Annotated in this window: 28 protein-coding genes; 19 read left to right on the top strand and 9 right to left on the bottom strand. The window is 50.0% G+C overall.

The features are described 5' to 3' along the window. Positions 1-533: 533 nt before the first annotated feature. The 18 genes from HMPREF1254_RS01720 to HMPREF1254_RS01635 all read left to right on the top strand — a co-directional run bounded on the left by HMPREF1254_RS01720 (position 534) and on the right by HMPREF1254_RS01635 (position 14304). Entirely contained in the window at positions 534-1295 is a 762-nt protein-coding gene (locus tag HMPREF1254_RS01720; RefSeq protein ID WP_005809222.1) for a ParA family protein, read from the top strand. 2 nt (positions 1296-1297) lie between these two features. Next, positions 1298-1738: a DUF3408 domain-containing protein gene (locus tag HMPREF1254_RS01715; RefSeq protein WP_008653334.1), complete on the top strand. Its 441-nt coding sequence runs from the start codon at positions 1298-1300 to the stop codon at positions 1736-1738. Between the two features lie 2 nt (positions 1739-1740). Next, positions 1741-2094, top strand: coding sequence for a DUF3408 domain-containing protein (locus HMPREF1254_RS01710; RefSeq protein WP_032578905.1), 354 nt, complete (start codon positions 1741-1743; stop codon positions 2092-2094). Between the two features lie 19 nt (positions 2095-2113). Then, positions 2114-2842, top strand: coding sequence for a hypothetical protein (locus tag HMPREF1254_RS01705; protein ID WP_023056858.1), 729 nt, complete (start codon positions 2114-2116; stop codon positions 2840-2842). Between the two features lie 203 nt (positions 2843-3045). Beyond that, a complete protein-coding gene (locus HMPREF1254_RS01700) occupies positions 3046-3357 on the top strand; it encodes a DUF4134 domain-containing protein (RefSeq protein ID WP_007749042.1) in 312 nt (103 codons plus the stop codon). A 10-nt stretch (positions 3358-3367) separates the two neighbouring features. Further along, entirely contained in the window at positions 3368-3700 is a 333-nt protein-coding gene (locus HMPREF1254_RS01695; RefSeq protein ID WP_036878696.1) for a DUF4133 domain-containing protein, read from the top strand. Next, positions 3697-6201, top strand: a complete 2505-nt coding sequence (locus tag HMPREF1254_RS01690) for a TraG family conjugative transposon ATPase (RefSeq protein WP_036890814.1) — start codon at positions 3697-3699, stop codon at positions 6199-6201. Before HMPREF1254_RS01695 ends, HMPREF1254_RS01690 begins: the two co-directional genes overlap by 4 nt. A gap of 37 nt (positions 6202-6238) precedes the next feature. Next, complete coding sequence (locus tag HMPREF1254_RS01685) at positions 6239-6622, top strand: DUF3876 domain-containing protein (RefSeq protein WP_080696429.1); 384 nt, start codon at positions 6239-6241, stop codon at positions 6620-6622. Positions 6623-6652: 30 nt separating this feature from the next. Continuing rightward, a complete protein-coding gene (locus tag HMPREF1254_RS01680) occupies positions 6653-7282 on the top strand; it encodes a DUF4141 domain-containing protein (RefSeq protein WP_023056944.1) in 630 nt (209 codons plus the stop codon). Positions 7283-7285: 3 nt separating this feature from the next. After that, complete coding sequence (gene traJ, locus HMPREF1254_RS01675; RefSeq protein WP_023056876.1) at positions 7286-8290, top strand: conjugative transposon protein TraJ; 1005 nt, start codon at positions 7286-7288, stop codon at positions 8288-8290. A 31-nt stretch (positions 8291-8321) separates the two neighbouring features. Further along, a complete protein-coding gene (gene traK, locus HMPREF1254_RS01670; protein WP_004308925.1) occupies positions 8322-8945 on the top strand; it encodes a conjugative transposon protein TraK in 624 nt (207 codons plus the stop codon). A 5-nt stretch (positions 8946-8950) separates the two neighbouring features. After that, complete coding sequence (locus tag HMPREF1254_RS01665; protein ID WP_023056854.1) at positions 8951-9259, top strand: TraL conjugative transposon family protein; 309 nt, start codon at positions 8951-8953, stop codon at positions 9257-9259. Beyond that, complete coding sequence (gene traM, locus HMPREF1254_RS01660) at positions 9240-10664, top strand: conjugative transposon protein TraM (protein ID WP_023056937.1); 1425 nt, start codon at positions 9240-9242, stop codon at positions 10662-10664. Before HMPREF1254_RS01665 ends, traM begins: the two co-directional genes overlap by 20 nt. Before the next feature lie 67 nt (positions 10665-10731). Further along, a complete protein-coding gene (gene traN, locus HMPREF1254_RS01655) occupies positions 10732-11790 on the top strand; it encodes a conjugative transposon protein TraN (protein WP_023056929.1) in 1059 nt (352 codons plus the stop codon). A gap of 2 nt (positions 11791-11792) precedes the next feature. After that, positions 11793-12368, top strand: coding sequence for a conjugal transfer protein TraO (locus HMPREF1254_RS01650; protein WP_023056845.1), 576 nt, complete (start codon positions 11793-11795; stop codon positions 12366-12368). 8 nt (positions 12369-12376) lie between these two features. After that, positions 12377-13255 carry a toprim domain-containing protein gene (locus HMPREF1254_RS01645; RefSeq protein WP_023056870.1) on the top strand — a complete coding sequence of 293 codons (879 nt, stop codon included), beginning with the start codon at positions 12377-12379 and terminating at the stop codon, positions 13253-13255. Positions 13256-13273: 18 nt separating this feature from the next. After that, positions 13274-13780: a DUF3872 domain-containing protein gene (locus HMPREF1254_RS01640; RefSeq protein ID WP_023056953.1), complete on the top strand. Its 507-nt coding sequence runs from the start codon at positions 13274-13276 to the stop codon at positions 13778-13780. Continuing rightward, the gene (locus tag HMPREF1254_RS01635; RefSeq protein WP_032578802.1) at positions 13777-14304 is read left to right on the top strand and encodes a glycoside hydrolase family protein; all 528 of its coding nucleotides are present in this window, start codon (positions 13777-13779) and stop codon (positions 14302-14304) included. The genes HMPREF1254_RS01640 and HMPREF1254_RS01635 overlap by 4 nt, the downstream gene beginning before the upstream one ends. 128 nt (positions 14305-14432) lie before the next feature. On the opposite strand, the gene HMPREF1254_RS01630 is transcribed toward HMPREF1254_RS01635, so the two are convergent. From HMPREF1254_RS01630 to HMPREF1254_RS01590, 9 genes are all read right to left on the bottom strand, one after another. Beyond that, positions 14433-15728, bottom strand: coding sequence for a putative phage abortive infection protein (locus tag HMPREF1254_RS01630; RefSeq protein WP_023056840.1), 1296 nt, complete (start codon positions 15726-15728; stop codon positions 14433-14435). A gap of 302 nt (positions 15729-16030) precedes the next feature. Continuing rightward, complete coding sequence (locus tag HMPREF1254_RS01625; protein ID WP_032578910.1) at positions 16031-16339, bottom strand: hypothetical protein; 309 nt, start codon at positions 16337-16339, stop codon at positions 16031-16033. 53 nt (positions 16340-16392) lie between these two features. Next, entirely contained in the window at positions 16393-16698 is a 306-nt protein-coding gene (locus HMPREF1254_RS01620) for a DUF6956 domain-containing protein (protein WP_032578805.1), read from the bottom strand. Next, a complete protein-coding gene (locus HMPREF1254_RS01615) occupies positions 16638-16868 on the bottom strand; it encodes a DUF3873 domain-containing protein (RefSeq protein ID WP_023056920.1) in 231 nt (76 codons plus the stop codon). The genes HMPREF1254_RS01620 and HMPREF1254_RS01615 overlap by 61 nt, the downstream gene beginning before the upstream one ends. Before the next feature lie 18 nt (positions 16869-16886). Continuing rightward, positions 16887-17144, bottom strand: coding sequence for a hypothetical protein (locus tag HMPREF1254_RS01610; protein ID WP_023056838.1), 258 nt, complete (start codon positions 17142-17144; stop codon positions 16887-16889). Positions 17145-17168: 24 nt separating this feature from the next. After that, on the bottom strand, positions 17169-18452 hold the full coding sequence (locus tag HMPREF1254_RS01605) for a PcfJ domain-containing protein (protein ID WP_032578807.1): 1284 nt from the start codon (positions 18450-18452) through the stop codon (positions 17169-17171). After that, positions 18449-18877, bottom strand: coding sequence for a PcfK-like family protein (locus tag HMPREF1254_RS01600; protein ID WP_023056833.1), 429 nt, complete (start codon positions 18875-18877; stop codon positions 18449-18451). The genes HMPREF1254_RS01605 and HMPREF1254_RS01600 overlap by 4 nt, the downstream gene beginning before the upstream one ends. Positions 18878-18893: 16 nt before the next feature. Beyond that, entirely contained in the window at positions 18894-19109 is a 216-nt protein-coding gene (locus HMPREF1254_RS01595) for a hypothetical protein (RefSeq protein ID WP_023056952.1), read from the bottom strand. A 7-nt stretch (positions 19110-19116) separates the two neighbouring features. Beyond that, positions 19117-19452 (bottom strand): hypothetical protein, encoded by a 336-nt coding sequence (locus HMPREF1254_RS01590; RefSeq protein WP_023056827.1) that lies wholly within the window; start codon positions 19450-19452, stop codon positions 19117-19119. Between the two features lie 1377 nt (positions 19453-20829). Here HMPREF1254_RS01590 and HMPREF1254_RS01580 point away from each other — a divergent pair. Then, entirely contained in the window at positions 20830-21201 is a 372-nt protein-coding gene (locus HMPREF1254_RS01580) for a hypothetical protein (protein WP_036878707.1), read from the top strand. Positions 21202-21337: the final 136 nt, after the last annotated feature.

Raw genomic sequence — 21337 nt, 5'->3', positions numbered from 1 at the left:
GAACATAAAAATCCGTCGGGGACGGATTGGGGGAATGCCTTTCAAACTCCGGGCTGCGCCACCTGCGGCGAACCCTGCCGTTCGGGTGCAAAGTTACGCCCTTAACGCGGTATCGGACAGAGGCTTGACCCGGACAATCAGTGCCAACCGGCGCAACGTGCTGCCACTTGCCGGAGAAGTGATACGGATTCAAAAATATCCTTGTTTATTTGCAGCATGATTCAAGAAACGAACGATTTGAAGATATGGAAAAAGGAACTTTCAGATACCCGGCAAACCGCTTCGGCGGATATTTGCCAAACCGAATATCCGAACCGTCGGATACCCGGTTTTCCAGTGACGCGGTGATTCACGGATTCAATGACTTCATGACGCAATGCCGTCATTCATCGGTTATCCGAATCCCGGCTTCACCATTGAAGCGGATACGTGACGAACCGCCCGGATAATGATTCACGGACGCGGATATGTATGTCACCGCTTCCGTACAGGAACAGGAAAACAATTCATCAACCATTAAAAGCAATAGAACCATGAGTAATGAAATCTTCGTTGCATTCGCAACACAAAAGGGAGGTATCGGAAAATCGACCGTCACGGCTCTTGCCGCCAGCTACCTCCACAACGTGCAAGGTCACAATGTCGCCGTCATAGATTGCGACGCCCCGCAACACAGCATCCACGGGCTGCGCGAACGCGAAACGAAACTTATCGACGAGAGCCTCTATTTCAAGGCACTCGCGTGTGACCATTTCCGCAAAATAAAAAAGAACGCCTATCCGGTCATTGCAAGCGACGCCCTCAACGCCCTTGACGATGCCGAAAGGATGCTTGCCGAAGAAGATGCGAAACCGGACATCGTGTTCTTCGATATGCCGGGAACGCTGAAAAGCAACGGTGTGGTAAAGACCCTCTCACAGATGGATTACATCTTCGCGCCCATGAGTGCCGACCGCTTTGTCGTGGAAAGCACCCTGCAATTCGCCGTGATGTTCCGTGACAACCTCATGACGACGGGGCAGGCGAAAACAAAAGGGCTGTACCTGTTCTGGACGATGGTGGACGGCAGGGAGAAGAACGGGCTGTACGACCTGTATGAAGATGTGATTGCCGAAATGGGGTTGTCGGTGTTGTCCACCCGCCTGCCCGACAGCAAGAAGTTCCGGCGTGACCTCTCGGAAGAGCGCAAGAGCGTATTCCGCTCTACCATCTTCCCGATGGATGTGTCCCTTCTGAAAGGGAGCGGTATCCGTGAGTTCTCGGAAGAAATCAGCCGTATCATCAAACCTCAATGAGCATGGGCAGCAGGAAAGTGAACACCGAAGGCATTGACGAGGAACTGTTGATAGCCTCCATCGGCAGACGCAAGCAGGACGGGACCCTGTACCGCGCACAGGAGCCGCCCGTACCTGCCCCCGAAGAAGAGAGCGTCCCGGAAACGGAACCGCCGCCCACGGCATCCCCGTCAAGGGAGAAGGTGCAGAAAGACACCGCCCGCCGCAAACGGCAGGAGGACGACTATTCCGGTCTGTTCCTTCGCCGCAACGAGATAAAGACACGCCAGTGCGTCTATATCAGCCGCGACGTACACAGCAAGATTCTTAAAATCGTGAACGACATCGCCGGACGGGAAATCTCGGTAGGCGGCTACGTGGACACCGTGCTGCGCCAACATCTGGAACAGCACAAGGAGAAAATAAACGAACTGTACAAGAAACAACGTGAAGACTTAATATGAATATGAATCAGGAAAAGAATCAGAAAAACAGAAGTCCGCACCATGACGGCGGAAGTATGCTTGCCCAAGTGCAGGCGAGTGTGGAAATCCTGTCGCCCGTGCCGGTAAGCGGCAAATGCGGCGAAAAGGACTATGAACGGCTTTTCATCCGTGAACCCGAAGTAAAGGCACGCGAGGGGAAGATGGCATACGTGCGCCCGGAGTACCACGACCGCATCATGCGCATCACCCGCGTTATCGGGCATGACAGGCTTTCGCTGTCCGCCTACATCGACCATGTGCTTACGCACCACTTCAACCAGTGCGAAGAGGCGATAAAGAGCCTTTACGCCAGGAATTACGATGCAGTATTCTAACCCTTAAAAGAGAACGCACATGAATGGAACAATAAGCATGACTGACATTCTGCTGGCCGTATCGGTCGGCTGTAACCTGTGGTTCCTGTTCCTGCTGCTCTACGACCGCATCATGGAAACGAGATTCGTCCGCTTCCTTAAAGGCATTGCCGGACTGTGGAGGTCGCTGGACGGCATGGCGGCAAAGCAGGAAACGGTACGGGAGGCATCTCCCGCAGAAACATCGGACATCATCGGCAAGAGCCGTTTCAGGATGGCATCAACCCGGACAACCGCTGCCATACCGACGCAGGAAGCCGCCACTTCGGAAAAAGGCATTGAGCTGTCGGAGGAAGAGGCTACTTTTGACGACGGAAACACGGAAACCGTGTCCCACCCGGCACAAGTCCCGGAGGAAAAACTCGATGAAACCTTCACGAGCATCCCGCCTTCGGAACTGGAGTTCGGGGAGGATGAACCGGAGGACGGAACGCCCGACACACCAAGAGCTACGGGAAGCAGTTTTGACGAGATAGACGATGCGGTCAGAGCTGCCAAGAACCCGGAAGCGACAACGGCAGAACGGGAACGTGCGGCAAAGGTCTTCTCCGATATGGAAGGAACGGAACTGTACGAGAAACTGATGTCCGGCTCGACGGAACTGAGCATCCGCATCAAGGGGCTTATCGAAGTCCGGCTGAAGAAACCGAAAAAGGAATTTACCGTACCCGACAACATTGACGAGTTCAATATTCGGGACTATGTATAACGGCTAAAAAAGAATGGAAATGAAAACGTAAGACAGCATCACACCACGCGCACGGCGGTACAAGGTACAGCCAATCCGCAACGGACACACCCAAGTCCGTAGAAACAAACGGGCAACCACTAAAACCAAAGTAAAGTAATCAAGTATCAACCGCCCGAAAAAGGACTATCCACCCTTTCAACGGCACAAAACAAGAACAGTTTATGAACAAGAACATCAGACAAAAGTTAATCATCTCTGCGGCACTTATGATTGCCGCAACCGCCTCCGCATTTGCGCAGGGAAACGGTCTGGCAGGTATCAACGAAGCCACCTCTATGGTGAGTTCGTATTTCGACCCCGGCACGAAACTTATCTATGCCATCGGCGCGGTGGTCGGGCTTATCGGCGGCGTGAAAGTCTATGGCAAGTTTTCGTCCGGCGACCCGGACACCTCGAAAACCGCTGCCTCGTGGTTCGGTGCGTGCATTTTTTTAATTGTAGCTGCGACTATCCTGCGCTCATTCTTCCTTTAATAAATAACGTATGGCTGAATACCCGATAAACAAGGGTATCGGCCGTCCGGTCGAGTTCAAGGGTCTGAAGGCTCAGTACCTCTTCATCTTCTGCGGAGGTCTGCTGGCTCTCTTCGTCCTGTTCGTCATCCTTTACATGGTCGGCATCGACCAGTGGATATGTATCGGCTTCGGCGCGGCATCGTCTTCCGTCCTCGTATGGCAGACCTTCGCGCTGAACGCCCGGTACGGCGAATACGGGCTGATGAAATTGGGAGCGGCAAGGAGCCATCCCCGATACCTTATCAACCGGCGGCGGATCACCCGATTATTCAAACGGCAACGAAAGGAAGAAACGACATGAGAAATACATCCAAAATGACAACACTGGAAAACAAGTTCCCGCTGCTGGCTGTTGAGCATGGCTGCATCATCTCCAAAGACGCCGACATCACGGTGGCTTTCGAGGTGGAACTGCCGGAGCTTTACACCGTGACGGATGCGGAGTACGAGGCGATACACGGCTGCTGGTGCAAGGCTATCAAGGTGCTGCCGGACTTCTGCGTCGTGCATAAGCAGGACTGGTTCATCAAGGAGAAATACAAGCCGGAGTTACAGAAAGACGACATGAGTTTTCTGAGCCGCTCCTTTGAACGCCATTTCAACGAGCGTCCGTACCTGAAACACACCTGCTACCTCTACCTGACCAAGACGACAAAGGAACGTAACCGGATGCAGAGCAACTTCAGTACGCTGTGCCGGGGGCATATCATCCCGAAAGAACTGGACAAGGAAACCGCCGGGAAGTTCATGGAGGCCGCCGAACAGTTCGAGCGTATCATGAACGACAGCGGCTTTGTCAGGCTGCGCCGCCTCTCCACCGATGAGATTGTAGGCACGGAGAAATCTACCGGGCTGATAGAGCGTTACTTCTCGCTCATGCCCGAAGGCGACACGACCTTGCAGGACATCGACCTCTCGGCAAAAGAAATGCGCATCGGTGACAACCGCCTGTGCCTGCACACCCTCTCCGATGCGGAGGATATGCCCGGAAAGGTGGCTACCGACATCCGCTACGAGAAACTCTCCACCGACCGCTCGGACTGCCGCCTTTCCTTCGCCTCCCCCGTGGGGCTGCTGCTCTCCTGCAACCACATCTACAACCAGTATGTGATTATCGACAACAGTGAGGAAAATTTGCAGAAGTTCGAGAAGTCCGCGAGGAATATGCAGTCGCTATCCCGATACAGCCGGAGCAACAGCATCAACCGCGAATGGATAGACCAGTACCTGAACGAAGCCCATTCCTACGGGCTGACCTCGGTACGGGCGCACTTCAACGTCATGGCGTGGAGCGATGACGCGGAGGAACTGAAGCATATAAAGAACGATGTAGGCAGCCAGCTGGCAAGCATGGAGTGCGTGCCGCGCCACAACACCATCGACTGCCCGACGCTCTACTGGGCGGCGATGCCCGGCAACGCGGCGGACTTCCCGGCGGAAGAGAGTTTCCATACCTTCATCGAGCAGGCGGTGTGCCTTTTCACGGAGGAAACCAACTACCGCAGTTCGCTCTCGCCCTTCGGTATCAAGATGGTGGACAGGCTTACGGGAAAACCGTTGCACCTCGACATCAGCGACCTGCCGATGAAGCGGGGCATCACGACCAACCGCAACAAGTTCGTGTTGGGTCCTTCGGGCAGCGGCAAATCCTTCTTTATGAACCACCTCGTGAGGCAATACTACGAGCAGGGTACGCACGTGGTACTGGTGGATACGGGAAACTCCTATCAGGGCTTGTGCGAGATGATCCGGCGCAAGACAAACGGGGCGGACGGCGTGTACTTCACCTACACGGAGGAGAAACCGATTTCGTTCAATCCGTTTTACACCGATGATTACGTGTTCGACGTGGAGAAAAAGGACAGCATCAAGACGCTGCTGCTGACACTCTGGAAGTCGGAGGACGACAAAGTTACGAAAACGGAGAGCGGCGAACTGGGCAGTGCGGTGAACGCATACATCGAGCGTATCAGGGCTGACCGGAGCATCGTCCCCTCGTTCAACACCTTCTATGAGTATATGCGCGACGACTACCGCTGCGAACTGGCGGAACGTGAGATAAAGGTGGAGAAGTCCGATTTCAACATCGACAATATGCTCACCACCATGCGGCAGTATTACCGGGGCGGACGCTACGACTTCCTGCTCAACTCCACGGAGAACATCGACCTGCTCGGCAAGCGGTTCATCGTCTTCGAGATTGATTCGATAAAGGAAAATCGCGAGCTTTTCCCGGTCGTGACCATCATTATCATGGAAGCCTTCATCAACAAGATGCGCCGATTGAAAGGCGTAAGGAAACAGCTGATAGTGGAAGAGGCTTGGAAGGCTCTCTCTTCGGCGAACATGGCTGAGTACCTGCGCTATATGTACAAAACCGTGCGCAAGTATTACGGGGAGGCAATCGTGGTGACGCAGGAGGTGGACGACATCATTTCCTCGCCCGTGGTCAAGGAGAGCATCATCAATAACTCCGACTGCAAGATACTCCTTGACCAGCGGAAGTACATGAACAAGTTTGATGCCATACAGTCCCTGTTGGGGCTTACGGAGAAAGAGAAGTCGCAGATACTCTCCATCAACATGGCAAACAACCCGTCAAGGCTCTATAAGGAAGTGTGGATAGGACTGGGCGGCACGCAGTCGGCGGTCTATGCCACCGAAGTTAGTGCTGAAGAGTATCTGGCGTACACCACCGAAGAAACTGAAAAAGTAGAGGTATACCGTCTGGCGGAGCAGCTGGGCGGCGACATCGAAGCCGCCATCCGGCAGCTTGCCGAAAGGCGGAGAAAAAAGGAGTAAGTAGAAACAGATTCATCAACTAAAAAAGAAAATGCGTATGAGTATATCAAGAACGAAAATGCTGCAAGTCAGCAAGTGTTTAATCGGACTGGCAGTCATGATGCTGCAATCCTGTGATGTAGCGGACAACCGCCGCGACCTACTTTGCGGAAACTGGGAGAGCGTGGAGGGAAAGCCCGACGTGCTTATCTACAAGGAGGGCGAAGCCTATAAGGTGACGGTGTTCAAGCGGAGCGGTCTGCGCCGTAAGCTGAAACCGGAAACCTATCTCTTGCAGGAAGAAAACGGCAACCTGTTTATGAACACCGGATTCCGTATCGACGTGTCCTACAACGAAGCGACGGACATCCTGACCTTCTCGCCCAACGGGGACTATGTGCGCGTGAACCCGAAACCGGATCATCCGATAGGCGAGCAATAAATAATGAAATCCACTAAAATCCAAAGTAACATGAGAACAAGAATAACATTAGCCATCTGCCTGTGCCTGTTTGCAGTCGGCAGGGCAAGCGCACAGTGGGCGGTGATAGACCCGTCCAACATCGCGCAGAGCATCGTGAACACCTCCAAGAACGTGGTACACACTTCCACGACCGCCCAAAATATGATAAAGAATTTTCAAGAGACGGTGAAGATTTACGAGCAGGGCAAGAAGTATTACGACGCACTCAAATCCGTGAACAATCTGGTAAAGGACGCCCGGAAGGTGCAGCAGACCATCCTGATGGTGGGTGACATCACCGACACCTATGTGACCAGCTTCCAGAGGATGATGCGTGACGACAACTTCACGGTGGAGGAACTGGGAGCCATCGCTTTCGGCTACACCAAGCTGTTGGAGGAATCCAACGACGTGCTGACGGAACTGAAGAACGTGGTGAATATCACCACGCTCTCCATGACGGACAAGGAGCGCATGGATGTGGTGGAACGCTGCTACTCCAAGATGAAGCGTTACCGCAACCTCGTGAGCTATTACACCAACAAGAACATCAGCGTGAGCTACCTGCGGGCAAAGAAGAAGAACGACCTTGACCGCATCATGGGGCTGTACGGGAACATGAACGAAAGATACTGGTAGCCTATGAATTTCGACAACCTTCACCAGATTCTGCGCTCGCTCTACGAGCAGATGATGCCGCTGTGCGGGGACATGGCGGGTGTGGCGAAAGGCATCGCCGGGTTGGGCGCATTGTTCTACGTCGCCTACCGGGTGTGGCAGTCGCTGGCGAGAGCCGAACCGATAGACGTGTTCCCCATGCTCCGCCCGTTCGCCATCGGTCTGTGCATCATGTTCTTCCCGACTGTGGTGTTGGGCACGATAAACAGCATCATGTCGCCCGTCGTGCAGGGTACGGCAAAGATGCTGGAGACGGAAACGCTGGACATGAACCGATACCGTGAGCAGAAGGACAAACTGGAATACGAGGCGATGATGCGCAACCCCGAAACCGCCTACCTTGTGTCAAACGAGGAGTTTGACAAACAGCTGGAGGAACTGGGCTGGTCGCCCGGCGACATGGTAACAATGGCGGGAATGTATATCGAACGTGGGATGTACAACATGAAGAAAGGCATCCGCGACTTCTTCCGCGAGATACTGGAACTGATGTTCCAAGCCGCCGCACTCGTGATAGATACCATCCGCACGTTCTTCCTCGTGGTGCTGGCGATACTCGGTCCGATAGCCTTCGCCATATCGGTGTGGGACGGCTTCCAAAGCACGCTCACACAGTGGATATGCCGCTACATACAGGTCTATCTGTGGCTGCCCGTATCGGATATGTTCAGCACCATACTGGCGAAGATCCAAGTGCTGATGCTGCAAAGCGACATCGAACGGATGCAGGCTGACCCGAACTTCTCGCTGGATTCGAGCGACGGGGTGTACATCGTCTTCATGATAATCGGCATCATCGGCTATTTCACCATCCCCACGGTAGCAGGCTGGATTATCCAAGCCGGAGGCATGGGAAGCTACGGTCGCAACGTGAACCAGACGGCAGGACGAGCCGGAAGCATGGCGGGCAGCGTGGCGGGTGCAACCGCAGGAAACGTGGTCGGACGTGCCGGGAAACTGCTGAAATAATCAACTGACAATTAAAAACGAATAAATAACAATGGAATTTAAGTCACTTAAAAACATCGAATCATCGTTCAGGCAGATACGCCTGTTCGGTATCGTCTTCCTCTCGCTGTGCGCCGTGATAACGGTATGGAGCGTGTGGAGTTCCTACCGCTTCGCGGAGCGGCAACGGGAAAAGATTTACGTGCTGGACAACGGCAAGTCGCTGATGCTGGCTCTCTCGCAGGACTTGTCGCAAAACCGTCCGGCGGAGGCAAGGGAACACGTGCGCCGCTTCCACGAGCTGTTCTTCACGCTCTCACCCGAAAAGAGCGCGATAGAGCATAACGTGAAACGCGCCCTGCTGCTGGCAGACAAAAGCGTGTACAACTACTATTCGGACTTCGCCGAGAAGGGGTACTACAACCGCATCATCGCCGGGAACATCAACCAAGTGCTGAAAGTGGACAGCGTGGTGTGCGACTTCAACGGCTATCCCTACCGTGCCGTGACCTACGCCACGCAGAAGATCATCCGGCAAAGCAACGTCACCGAGCGCAGCCTCGTGACGACGTGCCGCCTCTTGAACTCGTCCCGTTCGGACGACAATCCCAACGGTTTCACCATCGAGGGATTCACCATCATCGAGAACAAGGATTTACAAACCATCAAAAGGTAACGGACATGAAGAAAATCAGGAAATCATTTTGGCGTGCGTACTGGAAGCTCCACGACAAAAAGAAAATGCTGGTGGCAAGGCTCAAAGGCTATTTGGACGGCTTGCCCCCGAAGACACGCAAACGCATCGTGCTGGCGATGCTCGCCGCCTTCGCGGTGCTTGCCCTCTATACCTTCGGCAAAGCCGTCTATGACATCGGCAGGAATGACGGCAGCCGGATAGTAACAGACCATGCCGGACAGGTGGAACTGTCCGTGAAGCCGGAAAACAATCACAACGTAATACCTTATTTATATGGAACAGACGAAGAATGAACCCAAAAATGAGAACAAGGCGGCTCCCGACAACGGGAAACCCAAGAACCGACGCCAAGCTGAGAGCCATCAAGCCTGCTTGAATGGCCAAGGCGCGAAGGAGGAAGGCAAAGCCAAAGAGCGCAAGCCGCTGACCGAAGCCCAAAGGTTGAAACGTCAGAAAATGATAGTGCTGCCCGCTATGGTACTGGTATTTATCGGGGCGATGTGGCTGATATTCGCCCCATCTTCCGACAAGGAGCAGCAACCGGGGACGGGTGGTTACAATATCGAAATGCCCGATGCTGACAAGGCGAACCGCCAGATCATCGGCGACAAGGCGAAAGCCTATGAGCAGGGAGCGATGGAGGAACGGCAAGAGAACCGCAGCCGCGCCATGCAAGAACTGGGAGATATGTTCGACCGCGAGGTGGCGGAAACGGACGGTGGCAGGGACTTCGACCTTGCCAATCCCGGAAATGCGGAAGAAGCAACATCAACATCATCCGCTCCGAAAACCATCCAATCCTCCGCAGCCGCCTACCGTGACCTCAATGCCACGCTCGGCAACTTCTATGAGCAGCCGAAGAACGACAACACGGAAATGGACGAATTGTTGGAGCGTATCGCCTCGCTGGAATCGGAACTGGAGAGCGAGAAAGGCAAGGCGTCCGCTATGGATGACCAAGTGGCACTCATGGAGAAGTCCTACGAGCTGGCGGCGAAGTACATGGGCGGTCAGAACAATGGCAAGCCGGAACCGGTGCAGGCGGCAGAGCCTTATCTCGTACAGAAAACCGGAAAGAACACGGCTGCACCTGTCAGGCAGGTGACGCATCAGGTGGTATCCTCGCTCTCACAGCCGATGAGCAACGCCGAGTTTGTCGCCTCCTTCTCGCAGGAGCGCAACCGCAGTTTCAATACGGTGGTGGGGGGCACGACCGTATCGGACAAAAACACCATATCGGCGTGTATCTATGGGGCGCAGAGCGTAACCGACGGGCAAGCTGTCAAACTCCGCTTATTGGAGCCAATGGCGGTGGTAGACAGAATCATACCACGCAACGCAGTGGTGGTAGGCACGGCAAAGATACAGGGCGAACGGCTCGACATCGGAATCACGTCGTTGGAATATGACGGCACTATCATTCCGGTGGAACTCTCGGTGTATGACACGGACGGGCAGCCCGGTATCTTCATTCCGAACTCTATGGAAATGAATGCCGTCAGGGAGGTTGCCGCCAACATGGGCGGCTCGCTGGGCAGCAGCATCAATATATCCACCAACGCAGGGGCGCAGCTCGCCTCCGACTTGGGCAAGGGGCTGATACAAGGCACGAGCCAGTATATCACCAAGAAGATGCGTACCGTCAAGGTGCATCTGAAAGCCGGATACAAGGTCATGCTTTATCAGGACAGAGATTGAAAACAATAACAATCAACGACTAACAAAAACAACAACCAAATTTTATTTACCACTAAAATCCAAAGTAATGAGAAAAGTAATCATCATGTTTGCCCTCGCTATGGACATCGTAACTGCTAACGCGCAGGAGAACGTAACCGTTGGAACGGACAACGGAAGTGAACCGACGAACGAAGCGAGAGCAGAGGCAAGCTCGCTTGACTATGCCTCGCAAGGAGGAGGAAGGCAAAGCCAACAACCGACCTTGACAAAGGAGGTCTATCCGCAGAAGGAGGCGGACGGCGACCTGTATCACGGGCTGACGAAGAAGCTGACCTTCGACCGCATGGTCCCTCCGCACGGCTTGGAAGTGACCTACGACAAGACCGTCCACGTCATTTTCCCCTCGGAGGTGCGCTACGTCGATTTAGGCTCGCCCGACCTGATTGCGGGCAAAGCCGACGGAGCGGAGAATGTCATCCGCGTGAAGGCAACCGTGAGGAACTTCCCGAACGAAACCAATATGTCCGTGATAACGGAGGACGGGAGTTTCTATACCTTCAACGTGAAATATGCAGCCGAACCGCTGCTGCTCAACGTGGAGATGTGCGACTTCATCCATGACGGCGAGAAGGTGAACTGTCCGAACAACGCGCAGGAAATCTATCTGAAGGAACTGGGCAGCGAAAGCCCGATGCTGGTGCGCCTTATCATGAAGTCCATCCACAAGCAGAACAAGCGCGAGGTGAAGCACATCGGCTGCAAGCGATTCGGCATCCAGTACCTGCTGAAAGGCATCTACACGCATAATGGGTTGCTCTATTTCCACACGGAGATAAAGAACCAAAGCAACGTGCCTTTCGATGTGGACTACATCACATGGAAAATCGTGGACAAGAAGGTGGCGAAGCGTACCGCCGTACAGGAGCAGATTATCCTGCCGCTCCGTGCGCAGAATTACGCTACGCTCGTGCCTGGCAAGAAGAGCGAACGCACGGTATTCACGATGGCGAAATTCACCATCCCCGATGACAAGTGTCTCGTGGTGGAACTCAACGAGAAGAACGGAGGTCGCCACCAATCTTTCGTGATTGAGAACGAGGACTTGGTGCGTGCCAATACCATTAACGAACTTCAAGTGCGCTGACCATGAGAAAGTACATCGCAATAATCATCGCGTCGCTTGCCCTGTGTACGGGGCAGGCGCACGCCCAGCGATGCCTGCCGAAGATGCAGGGCATCGAGGTCAGGGCGAACATGGCGGACGGCTTCAATCCCGGCGGCAACGACGGCGGGTACAGTTTCGGGGCGGCTCTTTCCACCTACACGAAAAAGGGGAACAAATGGATGTTTGGCGGCGAATACCTGTTGAAGAACAACCCTTACAAGGACGGGAAGATACCCGTGGCGCAGTTCACGGCGGAGGGCGGATACTACTTCAAGATACTCTCCGATGCCCGTAAAATCGTATTCGTCTATGCAGGTGCTTCGGCTCTTGCCGGATATGAATCGGTGAACTGGGGCGAAAAGGTACTGCATGACGGCTCCATGCTCCATGACCGGGATGCCTTCATCTACGGCGGTGCGCTGACGCTCGATGTGGAGTTTTACGTGGCTGACCGTATCGCCCTGCTTGCCAATCTCCGGGAGCGTTGCCTGTGGGGTGGCGACACGAGGAAGTTTCATACGCAGTGGGGCGTGGGCATCAAGTTTATCATTAACTAACGCACTGCATGGAACGGACGGAAATCGACGCCATGAGGCAGATACCCCTTGCGGACTTCCTCGCACGGTTAGGACATGAGCCTGTCCGAAGAAGCGGCAACGAGTTGTGGTATCGTGCGCCATACCGCAATGAGCGCACGCCCTCTTTCCGTGTGAACGTGGCAAAACAGCTTTGGTACGACTTCGGAACGGGCAAGGGCGGTGACATCTTCACGCTTGCCGGGGAGTTTATCGGAAGCAACGACTTCATGGAACAAGTGAAGTTCATAGCGGAAACCGCCAATATGCCTATGCCTGTTCCCGAAGTGAGTAAACCGACTTTCCTGCCTAAACCATCAGAACCTGCCTTTGAAGGAGTGGAAGCCGTCCCTCTGCTTCGTTCTCCACTGACGGACTATCTGGCGGAACGGGGCATTTCTTACGACATAGCATCCCGGTATTGCTGCCGACTGAATTATGGAGTGCGTGGCAAGCGGTATTTCGCCGTCGGTTTCCCGAACGTGACGGGTGGATATGAGATCCGCAGCCGCTTCTTCAAAGGATGCGTGCCTCCGAAGGATGTGTCGCTGGTCAAGGCGGAAGGCTCTCCGGCTGACGTGTGTAGCGTATTTGAAGGATTCATGGACTTCCTTTCCGCTGCCACGCTCGGATTGGAAAAGGGTGACTGCCTCGTATTGAACTCTGTTGCCAACGTGGAAAAGGCAATGAAGCATTTGGACGGCTACGGGTGCATAGACTGTTATCTCGACCATGACGAAGCCGGACGGCGCACGTTGAAAACGCTGAAAGGACATTATGGGGAACGTATCTATGACCGTTCCGCTCTCTATGACAGTTGCAAGGACTTGAACGAGTATCTGCAACTGACAACCCAAAAAGAACAATAACTTAAAAATCAAATGACAATGAACATACTGAACAACAAGAACAAGAGAATATCAATCTTCAAGGCGTTGGCACTCTGCCTGTTCGCTGCCGTATCGCTCACGCTCGTGTCGTGTGACGATGACATGGACATCCAGCAATCCTATCCCTTCACGGTGGAAATCATGCCCGTACCCAACAAGGTAACGAAGGGGCAGACGGTGGAAATCCGCTGTGAACTGAAAAAGACGGGCGATTATGCCAACACCCTCTATACCATCCGGTATTTCCAGTTCGAGGGGGAAGGCACGCTGAAAATGGACAACGGCATCACGTTCCTGCCCAACGACCGCTACCTGCTCGAAAACGAGAAGTTCCGGCTGTACTACACGGCGGCGGGTGAGGAAGCGCACAACTTCATCGTGGTGGTGGAGGACAATTTCGACAACTCCTACGAGCTGGAATTTGACTTCAACAACCGTAACGTGAAGGATGACGGGGCTATCTCTGTTGTCCCCATCGGAAACTTCAAACCCCTCACACGATGATGCGTGTATTCATGGCTATCCTCTGTTCGCTTCTGGCGGTCTGTTCCGTGTCCGCACGGGATAGCCGCCATGAGGGAACGGACGGGCAGGCGGCTATCTACCGGCTGCCACCATTTGAGAGGGCGGTGCGATGTACGAAGTATTTTGAAGGCTGGCACTCGGAGAAACATCACCCGTATGTGGGATATGGACATCGGTTACAGCCGAGCGAAAGGTATTCGGCACGCACCATGACGAAGCGGCAGGCGGACGCGCTTCTGCGGAAAGACCTACGAAAGTTCTGCGCAATGTTCCGGCAGTTCGGGAAAGATAGTCTGCTCCTTGCCACGCTCGCCTACAATGTCGGTCCATACCGTCTGTTGGGGAACGGGAAAATACCCAAAAGCACGCTGATCCGGAAACTGGAGGCGGGTGACAGGAACATTTATCGGGAGTATATCGCTTTCTGCAACTACAAGGGTAAACGCCATGCCATGCTGCTCAAACGGAGAAAGGCGGAGTTTGCGCTGCTGTATATACCCTAAGTATCTAAGAAAAGCTATCATTTGTACATAAATAGAATCTCCACAAAATCCCAAGTAATTTCTAAAGTTTAGATACGACTGAATGGATTTTGTGGAGATTCTACTATGAAATAAGTTCATAAATCTATTTAATCTTCTGAAATCCCGTAAAATTTATCTCTACTTGGATGAGATACCCTTAACAGCTTATTTTCTGTATTTAAAATCCAACATACAATTTTAGTAACAGAACCATCGTGAAATACTTTCTTATGATATTCTATATTTTCGTCTTTGTTGTATCTTGAAAAATTTGAGTATTTATATATCTCCAAAAGGAAATTAGTCAAAAGTTTCCCAAAATCAGATTCATTAAAGTTCCTGAAACATTTTAGTAGAGGGTCTCTGTTTGGACGGCTTGTATCAATTGTTAGATATAAGGCTGTTCGGTGTTTCTTTGGCATCTTTAATTCAAATTTATATCTTTTTCTTTCATCATATAATTGAACAAAATCATTGGTCCTGTCTTCATGCCCCACTGTGATATTATATATTCTTTTCCAAACAGAGAAGAAAAGCATATTTATTGAATATTGATATAAAGAATCTCCTTCGGCAATAACATTTCGTATATTCTTGAATTCCAATAATGATAAAAGTGGCAGGTGTTTTAGAAGTCTAAATTTATTAATGTACTCAATAAAATTATCTCCGTAAAGGTTTGCACTATTATATCTTAGAATAAAAAGTTCACTCTCGGATAACTGAGCACGAGCGATTTTTGCATACCTAACTTTCTCCTTTTCTTCAATATTTGCTTTGTCAATAAGTTCAAACAACCGATACAATACTCTAAAATATGGTGCTAAAATAGTACTGTTGCTCAAATATAGTTGGAGATATTTCCTCTTGGCAACAATAAATGCTCTTGCATAGCTACTGTTTACATTCGAGTTGCTATGCAACTCTTCCATAAATCTATCAAAAAAGTTTGTTTCTTTTGAGTTTTCTGCTTCAAAACCAACTAAAGGCATCTTCATCAAATAATCCACCTGCGTCCTATGCAAATCTATAAGCTCAAAAAATAGCGAATTGAATCGCTGTATTTCAGATTGATTTATTTGTGACTTTTGAGAATTTGACGTTATCCTTTTTTGCTCTTCGTTTAAATCTATAGTTTGCTGACGTTGCTCTATAAAAATCTGGCATGTCACAATAACGCCTATAAAAGCTAAGATAGAACCAATGAAGCCACCAACAAAATCTCCCAATGTACCCCATAGAGCATTATCTAATACATAATTATCGTTGAAAAAATGTCTTTCTCTATTCCAGAAGAATAGCCAAGCGGACAAAAGAAAGAGGAAAAGGATAACTATAATAGTCCCCCAAAATAACTTTTTATTTGACAAAAAGTTCCATTTTTCTGAATTATTCTGTTGCATAAGAAATTATTTAGACATCATTTTTATTATTGATAGCACTTCTATAATGTAGTAAAATGGGTGTACACAAAGTATGTCCTACTTTATCCATTAAAATGCTCTAAATTTCATTTATGTGCAAAGGTACAAATTCTATTTTATATTCTACTTATTTCCATATACAGATACTTATATGGGTCTATAGACAACATACAACTATCTATGACTGTTATCGCAGATTGGGTCACAGGTTTCTTTGCTACTTTCTTTGTCCGCCATCATGCTCACTGAAAGAAAGTAGGCGGCTTTTGCCGCCCACCCACTCAAAAACGGGTGTAAAGTCCCGTTACCATCGTGAACATTTCTTCCAGCATATCACAATATATCCTCTCGTGCGTTTCGATGTCTTTCGTCTTGCACTCGAATGTCTTTTTGCTGAACGTCCTGCGGTAGAAGCGCATATTGTAGAGGTCTGCCCCTGCATCATAGATGATGTCAAGGCGGTTGGCACTCGTCTTGTTCCTCGCAAGGCTCATGCGTAAGCCGTTGCCCATGTCTATGAAGTCTTTGCTTCCCGTCATGGCGGCAAAGCGTCTGCCACCTATCTGCTCCAAAATTGTCTTTGCTATCATATTCATTCTTCTTTGGGTGCTATGTTCGGGCGGTGCGGACACCGCCCGAATGTTCAAAATTCTGTTTTCTCGGCTATGGGGGTGTTCCTTTCCAACCATGTTTTCACACACTCCATATTGTACTCGCTCGTTATGACTGCCGTGTGGGTGTCAATGGCGGTAAACCGACTGCTCTCATAGTCCTCTACCCATCCTTTAAGGGTTTCAACTCCCCACGCTTCGGCATCGTCAAAGATGCCGTCCAATTCCGTGATGGGCTTGCTGAACTTGACTATCAGCGTTTGGTAGCCTGATTCGTTCATCGCTTGTCCTCCTTTCCTCTTTTTGCCGTCAGCCACTTGTCCCGTGCGGTTCGGCACTCGTCCAACGTGGGTTTCACACAAGAGAATAATTCCCCGTCCGTGTGGCGGTAGTCGTATTGCACAAGTGTCCGCTTGCGTCTGCCGATACCCGTTTGGAACTTCTCGTATTTCTCTGTCCCTGCTTTCGTGCAGGTACTTACTCCGTTGATGGTCATTCGTGTTGCCATAATCGTTGCTTTTGATGGTTAGAAATGTACTGACAAAACTCTGTTCTGCATCACCATTTCGGGGTTACTCGTATAGCGTTGGTGCAGGTAGAAATGGTGTGAGCCGAAGCCGTAAAGGAAGAACTTGTCAAGTTCGTGCTTCTCGGAAAAGTCTTTTACACCCGCCCTTAACTGCTCCTCACTCTGACAAAAAGTGAGGAGGTTCATAAATTCAAGGAACATCGTGGGGATTTTATCGTCCCACAAGCAAACCATGCTTTCAAATCTTACGTCCATATTATTCTTTATTATAGGTTGATATTATGCTGCGTTCATCCGCTGACGGATAAGTCCGGCATTGTCCTCCACAAGCCGGATGATGCGGTCGTGGTACTCGGTATTGGAATTGCATACCCCTCTGCTCTGTACCACTTTCAGCGTTTTCAGTGACACCTCTATCGTTTCAATCCGTTTGCCGTCAATGGTGGCGGATAGGATAAGGGAGTTTGCCTTGTTGTGATAACCGCCCACACAATGGTGCATTATCCGTCCTTCCTCTTCCATTTCCTTCACGCTCTCTATGACCTTGATGCAGATAAGGCTGTCGGAGAACACAAGTCCGAAGAAGATGCCTTTGGCTTTCAGATAGTTCTTCTCGTCCTCAATCGCCTTTTGCCGTTGCTGTTCCGTCCGCTCACGTTCCCTTTGCAGATTGCGCTTTGCCACCAACTTGTCGTGTTCCGCTTTGAGGTTGGCAGGGCAGACGTATTTCGGGCTGTTCGTGTCCTTGCCGAAATGCCGCAGGAGGTCAATGGTGTCGCACCATACGGAGCCGTCCGAAATGGTGTAGCCGTTGCGGATGCAAATCTTGACGGATGCCCAATACCGTCCCATGTCAAAGGAACTGCGGATATAGTGGCGCAACATGGCGTATTGCCCTGCCTTCAAGAGTGTTTCGGTTCGGCTGTCGGAAAGGATAGCCGTGAAAAGGTCATACGGCAGTGTGTTGTGGTAGTCCCCCTTGAAACCGTTACGTTTCAATTCGGGGATGAAACGCTGTCGGGGATAGGTACACATAGGTGTTATATCGTATGCGTGAAGTCCGTTGTTCTTGCGCACCTCCATGTCGCTGTATTCAGACCATTGGTCATAATACAACATTGACATACCACGCAGTCGGGCAACGGTCGTTGTCTTTCCATCGGGTGAAATCCACCTCTGCACCACTTCATAGATGGAATACTCGGCTGCTTGCCCTGCCTTGTATCGGGACTTGACGAAGAAGAAGCGTATCACTTGGTACTGCTTGCTGGTCGTGACAATGGAGAAGTATTCGTTCTCGCTGAAAACGCTCTTTCGGGTGCGCAACGCTTCCAACTGCATACCGCAATGGGGGCAGGTACATCCGCAAATGGTGTCCGCAAGGTCGTGGTCGCTCTTCCACGAATGTCCGCACTCGGTACAGATATTCGTGCCGTCCGCCCTCTTGATTGCGTAATGCTTGAAGCAATGACGGAAAGCGTATGCCTTTTGCGTGGCGGTCAATCTCGGTAGTCGCTTGCTCAGATGTGCGACTTCCTGCTGTATCTGTGTTCTCGGTTTCATAAGCCTAAATCAAATAATGAGGGTTGTTGTACTTCTTGGACGGTCGCTTTGGTGGCGGTTCTCGGCTTGTTGCGGTTCTGCATTTCGCGCATCAATCCGTCTTGGTATTGTCGGATAGCGTTCTGTCGTGCTTCCGCCTTTTCCTCTGCGGTGAGTTCCACCACATGGTTCACGGCTATCTGACACTGGATAGGCTTGCCCACCTCTATCTCGTTCTCGTCATAGTAGTGTACGGCTTGTCCGTAAATCTCTCCGTCCGTGAAGCCGTTGCAACCGCTTTTCTGCACATAGTTCAGAATGTAGGTCACACAATCGTCTATGTTCTTGGCTGGGTTGCGGTAGTTTTTGGCAAAGAGCGCATCTTCCGCTGCACGTTGCTCCAAATACATCTGTATCGTTCTCTTGAAATGGTCTGTCGTTTTCATATCGCTGTCGGTAAGATTAAAGGGTGAATAACCAAAGGATGAAACCGAATAAGGCGATTGTGGAGAGGATAGCCACGATTATGCCTATCGCCACTCGGAACACTCCGTTTACTATCTCTCTGACGATGCCCCAAAGGATGCCGAATACCCAAAGGGCGGTACGCATGGTTAGAGCGCATATCGCAAGCCCTATGTATTGTATCATTTGTCTGAAGTCTGCCGTTGCTGTCATATCCTCGCTATTTTTCAAGTTCTACAATGTTGTCTATCCTGCCGTATAGGTATCTGCGAAGTCCGGTCTTGTCCGTTGCCTTGTATTCCGTCCAATGTCCGTATTGGCACACAATAAACGTGCGGAGTACATCAGAGAAGTCAAACCTCCAGCCTTGCAAGGGGACTGCGCTCTTGAAATAGGTGTTGCTGTTCACGTTGCGTGTAAGCCAATCCTTTTCCTCTCGGTTCATCTGTCCTCCGTTGTTCAGTTTTTCACGAAGAATGTAAACCTTACTGCCTTTCAGAGCTTCCAATGTCGGCACTTCCCAAGCCACGAATTTTGTTGCCATTGTTGTTCCCATATCTGTTCTGTTTTTGATTTTTATTTTTTTATGCGGATTCAAGAGCTGAGGGAGTTGAGTTTCAAACTATCTTATCTGCCTCTCGTTTATCCGACATTTTTTTTAATGCGTCTTTCTGTCGCATCGGTCGTTTTCGTTTCGGGTGCTTAAAAAGGTAGGGATTAGGGAATGCAAGGTTTTTCGGGAAAAATACTACCCGCAGGGCTGGAGATTTTTCCCGAAAACAGGAGGCTTGACCTTGCTTTCCCGTCAAATCCCGGAGTTACCTTTGCGCCCAGAACGGAAATGACTGCCTGATGCGGCCCACTGAAAGGCGCGAAAATGGAGGTAAACGGAAGTAGAGGCAGATTAGACAGAAAACTTCAAAAGAGAAATCCGTGAAAAAAGGAAGTCTCCCCCAAAAAAGGACATAGCCGGTAGCGTGAAACCGGGCAAACCACCTGCAAGGAAGTATGGTTCTATCTGTCTGGTCAGACGTGTCGGGGCGGGCAGATAAAATCATTCTTCCCGGTTTGCCTGCTGTGGGTGACGGGTTGTTCCATTTATGGACAAGCGGTCATACACGGCTTTCCGCTTCCGGCTCAAAGGAACAGCGAAAAAGAAAAATCATCTGAAAAACCGTAAAAGCTCCTCTTTGGCATAAGCAGAAAAGAAATGGGCCTTGCCTCATCAGTCTAAACTGTTGTTTAGGCGTGAGGCAAAGCCCTTTTCTCCGCTTATGCGATAGTTGGCACACGTTCGTTCAAAATCCTTTTGTACGATGGTGTGCCGACGAATAAAGCCGCTTTTACGGAAAAACTTGTATGAGATAGAAAAAATCAGGGAGATTCATATCAAAATCTCCCGTTTTATTGTTACTTTTGCATACGAAGAGTTCTTTGAAGGTTACGCAATGCGCAGAAGAATAATGCAGTAGATAACTAACTAAATCGTAACCTATTACTATCATGAGCGATTAACATACGTTCATTTCCAATAAAATACACTCTTTTCGTAACTTCAGGATACAAAAACAAACAAAAAACATAAAGAATAAAGCCTTAAATCTAAAGTCATAGAGATTGGGCGGCAAAGTCATTGAGTTTGGAGGTCAAAGTCATAGAGATTGGAGGGTAAAGTCATAGAGATTGAAAACAGAGAAAAATGTGCCGTCAAATTAAAAAAAACGATAAAAAAAGTTGGGGATAGACTTAAAATTTCATTATCTTTGAAACTAATAATCACTTTATCTTGGAATGTTCAGTTAACTTCCCTACTTAGACAATAAGATTGTCCACCAAGGCTCTATGTAAAATTGAAAAAAGCCGTGATGAATGTGCAAAGCAAACATATACCAAGCTAATGTGGGAATGAAGAAAGATTTGAAACTTTCAGAGCATGATGACTAAATACACATTTATAGTAATAACACTAATTTCATTTCTTTTTGCTGGTTGTACAAAAGAAGAAGACTTTGATGTAACTTACAAATTCATCAAAAAAGATACCATAACCGTATTATCACATAAAGAATACTATTTCTATCCAGGTACTTCCATCCAGTCAACGACTAAAGGATACGTTATAATAAAAAGAAACATGGAAAAGGAAATTATCCCTACCATCACTGGATTTGATAGCATCTATGAAGAGGGGTATGAATACCTCATTACTGTTAAGATATCAAGACCCAAGAAAACAATACCAGATTTATATGGTGATAGATACGAATATGTTAGTTTAGTTAGTAAAAAGAAAATTACAAACTAACCAACTAAATATAGATTGATCATCATCCGAGCCGCACAAGTCTTCTCTTGGCAGAAATATGGCAAACATTATGGAGTTGACATCTACTAAAAAGTATTTTTTCGCACATTTCTTGTGTCAATCAATTCTTTTTCTT

This window comes from Prevotella sp. BV3P1, from assembly GCF_000479005.1.
Lineage (GTDB): Bacteria > Bacteroidota > Bacteroidia > Bacteroidales > Bacteroidaceae > Prevotella.
Note: the sequence above shows the minus strand (reverse complement) of the source record. Positions and strands in the feature narration are given on the sequence as shown.

Excerpts from the sequence above, each read along its gene's own strand:
- traN (WP_023056929.1), top strand. The coding sequence starts at position 10,732 with ATGAGAAAAGTAATCATCATGTTTGCCCTCGCTATGGACATCGTAACT.
- HMPREF1254_RS01610 (WP_023056838.1), bottom strand. The coding sequence starts at position 17,144 with ATGGACGTAAGATTTGAAAGCATGGTTTGCTTGTGGGACGATAAAATC.
- HMPREF1254_RS01590 (WP_023056827.1), bottom strand. The coding sequence starts at position 19,452 with ATGGGAACAACAATGGCAACAAAATTCGTGGCTTGGGAAGTGCCGACA.
- HMPREF1254_RS01630 (WP_023056840.1), bottom strand. The coding sequence starts at position 15,728 with ATGCAACAGAATAATTCAGAAAAATGGAACTTTTTGTCAAATAAAAAG.
- HMPREF1254_RS01605 (WP_032578807.1), bottom strand. The coding sequence starts at position 18,452 with ATGAAACCGAGAACACAGATACAGCAGGAAGTCGCACATCTGAGCAAG.
- HMPREF1254_RS01710 (WP_032578905.1), top strand. The coding sequence starts at position 1,741 with ATGAATCAGGAAAAGAATCAGAAAAACAGAAGTCCGCACCATGACGGC.
- traK (WP_004308925.1), top strand. The coding sequence starts at position 8,322 with ATGGAATTTAAGTCACTTAAAAACATCGAATCATCGTTCAGGCAGATA.
- HMPREF1254_RS01720 (WP_005809222.1), top strand. The coding sequence starts at position 534 with ATGAGTAATGAAATCTTCGTTGCATTCGCAACACAAAAGGGAGGTATC.
- HMPREF1254_RS01715 (WP_008653334.1), top strand. The coding sequence starts at position 1,298 with ATGGGCAGCAGGAAAGTGAACACCGAAGGCATTGACGAGGAACTGTTG.
- HMPREF1254_RS01650 (WP_023056845.1), top strand. The coding sequence starts at position 11,793 with ATGAGAAAGTACATCGCAATAATCATCGCGTCGCTTGCCCTGTGTACG.
- HMPREF1254_RS01705 (WP_023056858.1), top strand. The coding sequence starts at position 2,114 with ATGAATGGAACAATAAGCATGACTGACATTCTGCTGGCCGTATCGGTC.
- HMPREF1254_RS01600 (WP_023056833.1), bottom strand. The coding sequence starts at position 18,877 with ATGAAAACGACAGACCATTTCAAGAGAACGATACAGATGTATTTGGAG.
- HMPREF1254_RS01685 (WP_080696429.1), top strand. The coding sequence starts at position 6,239 with ATGAGTATATCAAGAACGAAAATGCTGCAAGTCAGCAAGTGTTTAATC.
- HMPREF1254_RS01615 (WP_023056920.1), bottom strand. The coding sequence starts at position 16,868 with ATGGCAACACGAATGACCATCAACGGAGTAAGTACCTGCACGAAAGCA.
- HMPREF1254_RS01680 (WP_023056944.1), top strand. The coding sequence starts at position 6,653 with ATGAGAACAAGAATAACATTAGCCATCTGCCTGTGCCTGTTTGCAGTC.
- HMPREF1254_RS01635 (WP_032578802.1), top strand. The coding sequence starts at position 13,777 with ATGATGCGTGTATTCATGGCTATCCTCTGTTCGCTTCTGGCGGTCTGT.
- HMPREF1254_RS01695 (WP_036878696.1), top strand. The coding sequence starts at position 3,368 with ATGGCTGAATACCCGATAAACAAGGGTATCGGCCGTCCGGTCGAGTTC.
- traJ (WP_023056876.1), top strand. The coding sequence starts at position 7,286 with ATGAATTTCGACAACCTTCACCAGATTCTGCGCTCGCTCTACGAGCAG.
- traM (WP_023056937.1), top strand. The coding sequence starts at position 9,240 with ATGGAACAGACGAAGAATGAACCCAAAAATGAGAACAAGGCGGCTCCC.
- HMPREF1254_RS01690 (WP_036890814.1), top strand. The coding sequence starts at position 3,697 with ATGAGAAATACATCCAAAATGACAACACTGGAAAACAAGTTCCCGCTG.
- HMPREF1254_RS01580 (WP_036878707.1), top strand. The coding sequence starts at position 20,830 with ATGATGACTAAATACACATTTATAGTAATAACACTAATTTCATTTCTT.
- HMPREF1254_RS01595 (WP_023056952.1), bottom strand. The coding sequence starts at position 19,109 with ATGACAGCAACGGCAGACTTCAGACAAATGATACAATACATAGGGCTT.
- HMPREF1254_RS01645 (WP_023056870.1), top strand. The coding sequence starts at position 12,377 with ATGGAACGGACGGAAATCGACGCCATGAGGCAGATACCCCTTGCGGAC.
- HMPREF1254_RS01665 (WP_023056854.1), top strand. The coding sequence starts at position 8,951 with ATGAAGAAAATCAGGAAATCATTTTGGCGTGCGTACTGGAAGCTCCAC.
- HMPREF1254_RS01625 (WP_032578910.1), bottom strand. The coding sequence starts at position 16,339 with ATGATAGCAAAGACAATTTTGGAGCAGATAGGTGGCAGACGCTTTGCC.
- HMPREF1254_RS01640 (WP_023056953.1), top strand. The coding sequence starts at position 13,274 with ATGAACATACTGAACAACAAGAACAAGAGAATATCAATCTTCAAGGCG.
- HMPREF1254_RS01700 (WP_007749042.1), top strand. The coding sequence starts at position 3,046 with ATGAACAAGAACATCAGACAAAAGTTAATCATCTCTGCGGCACTTATG.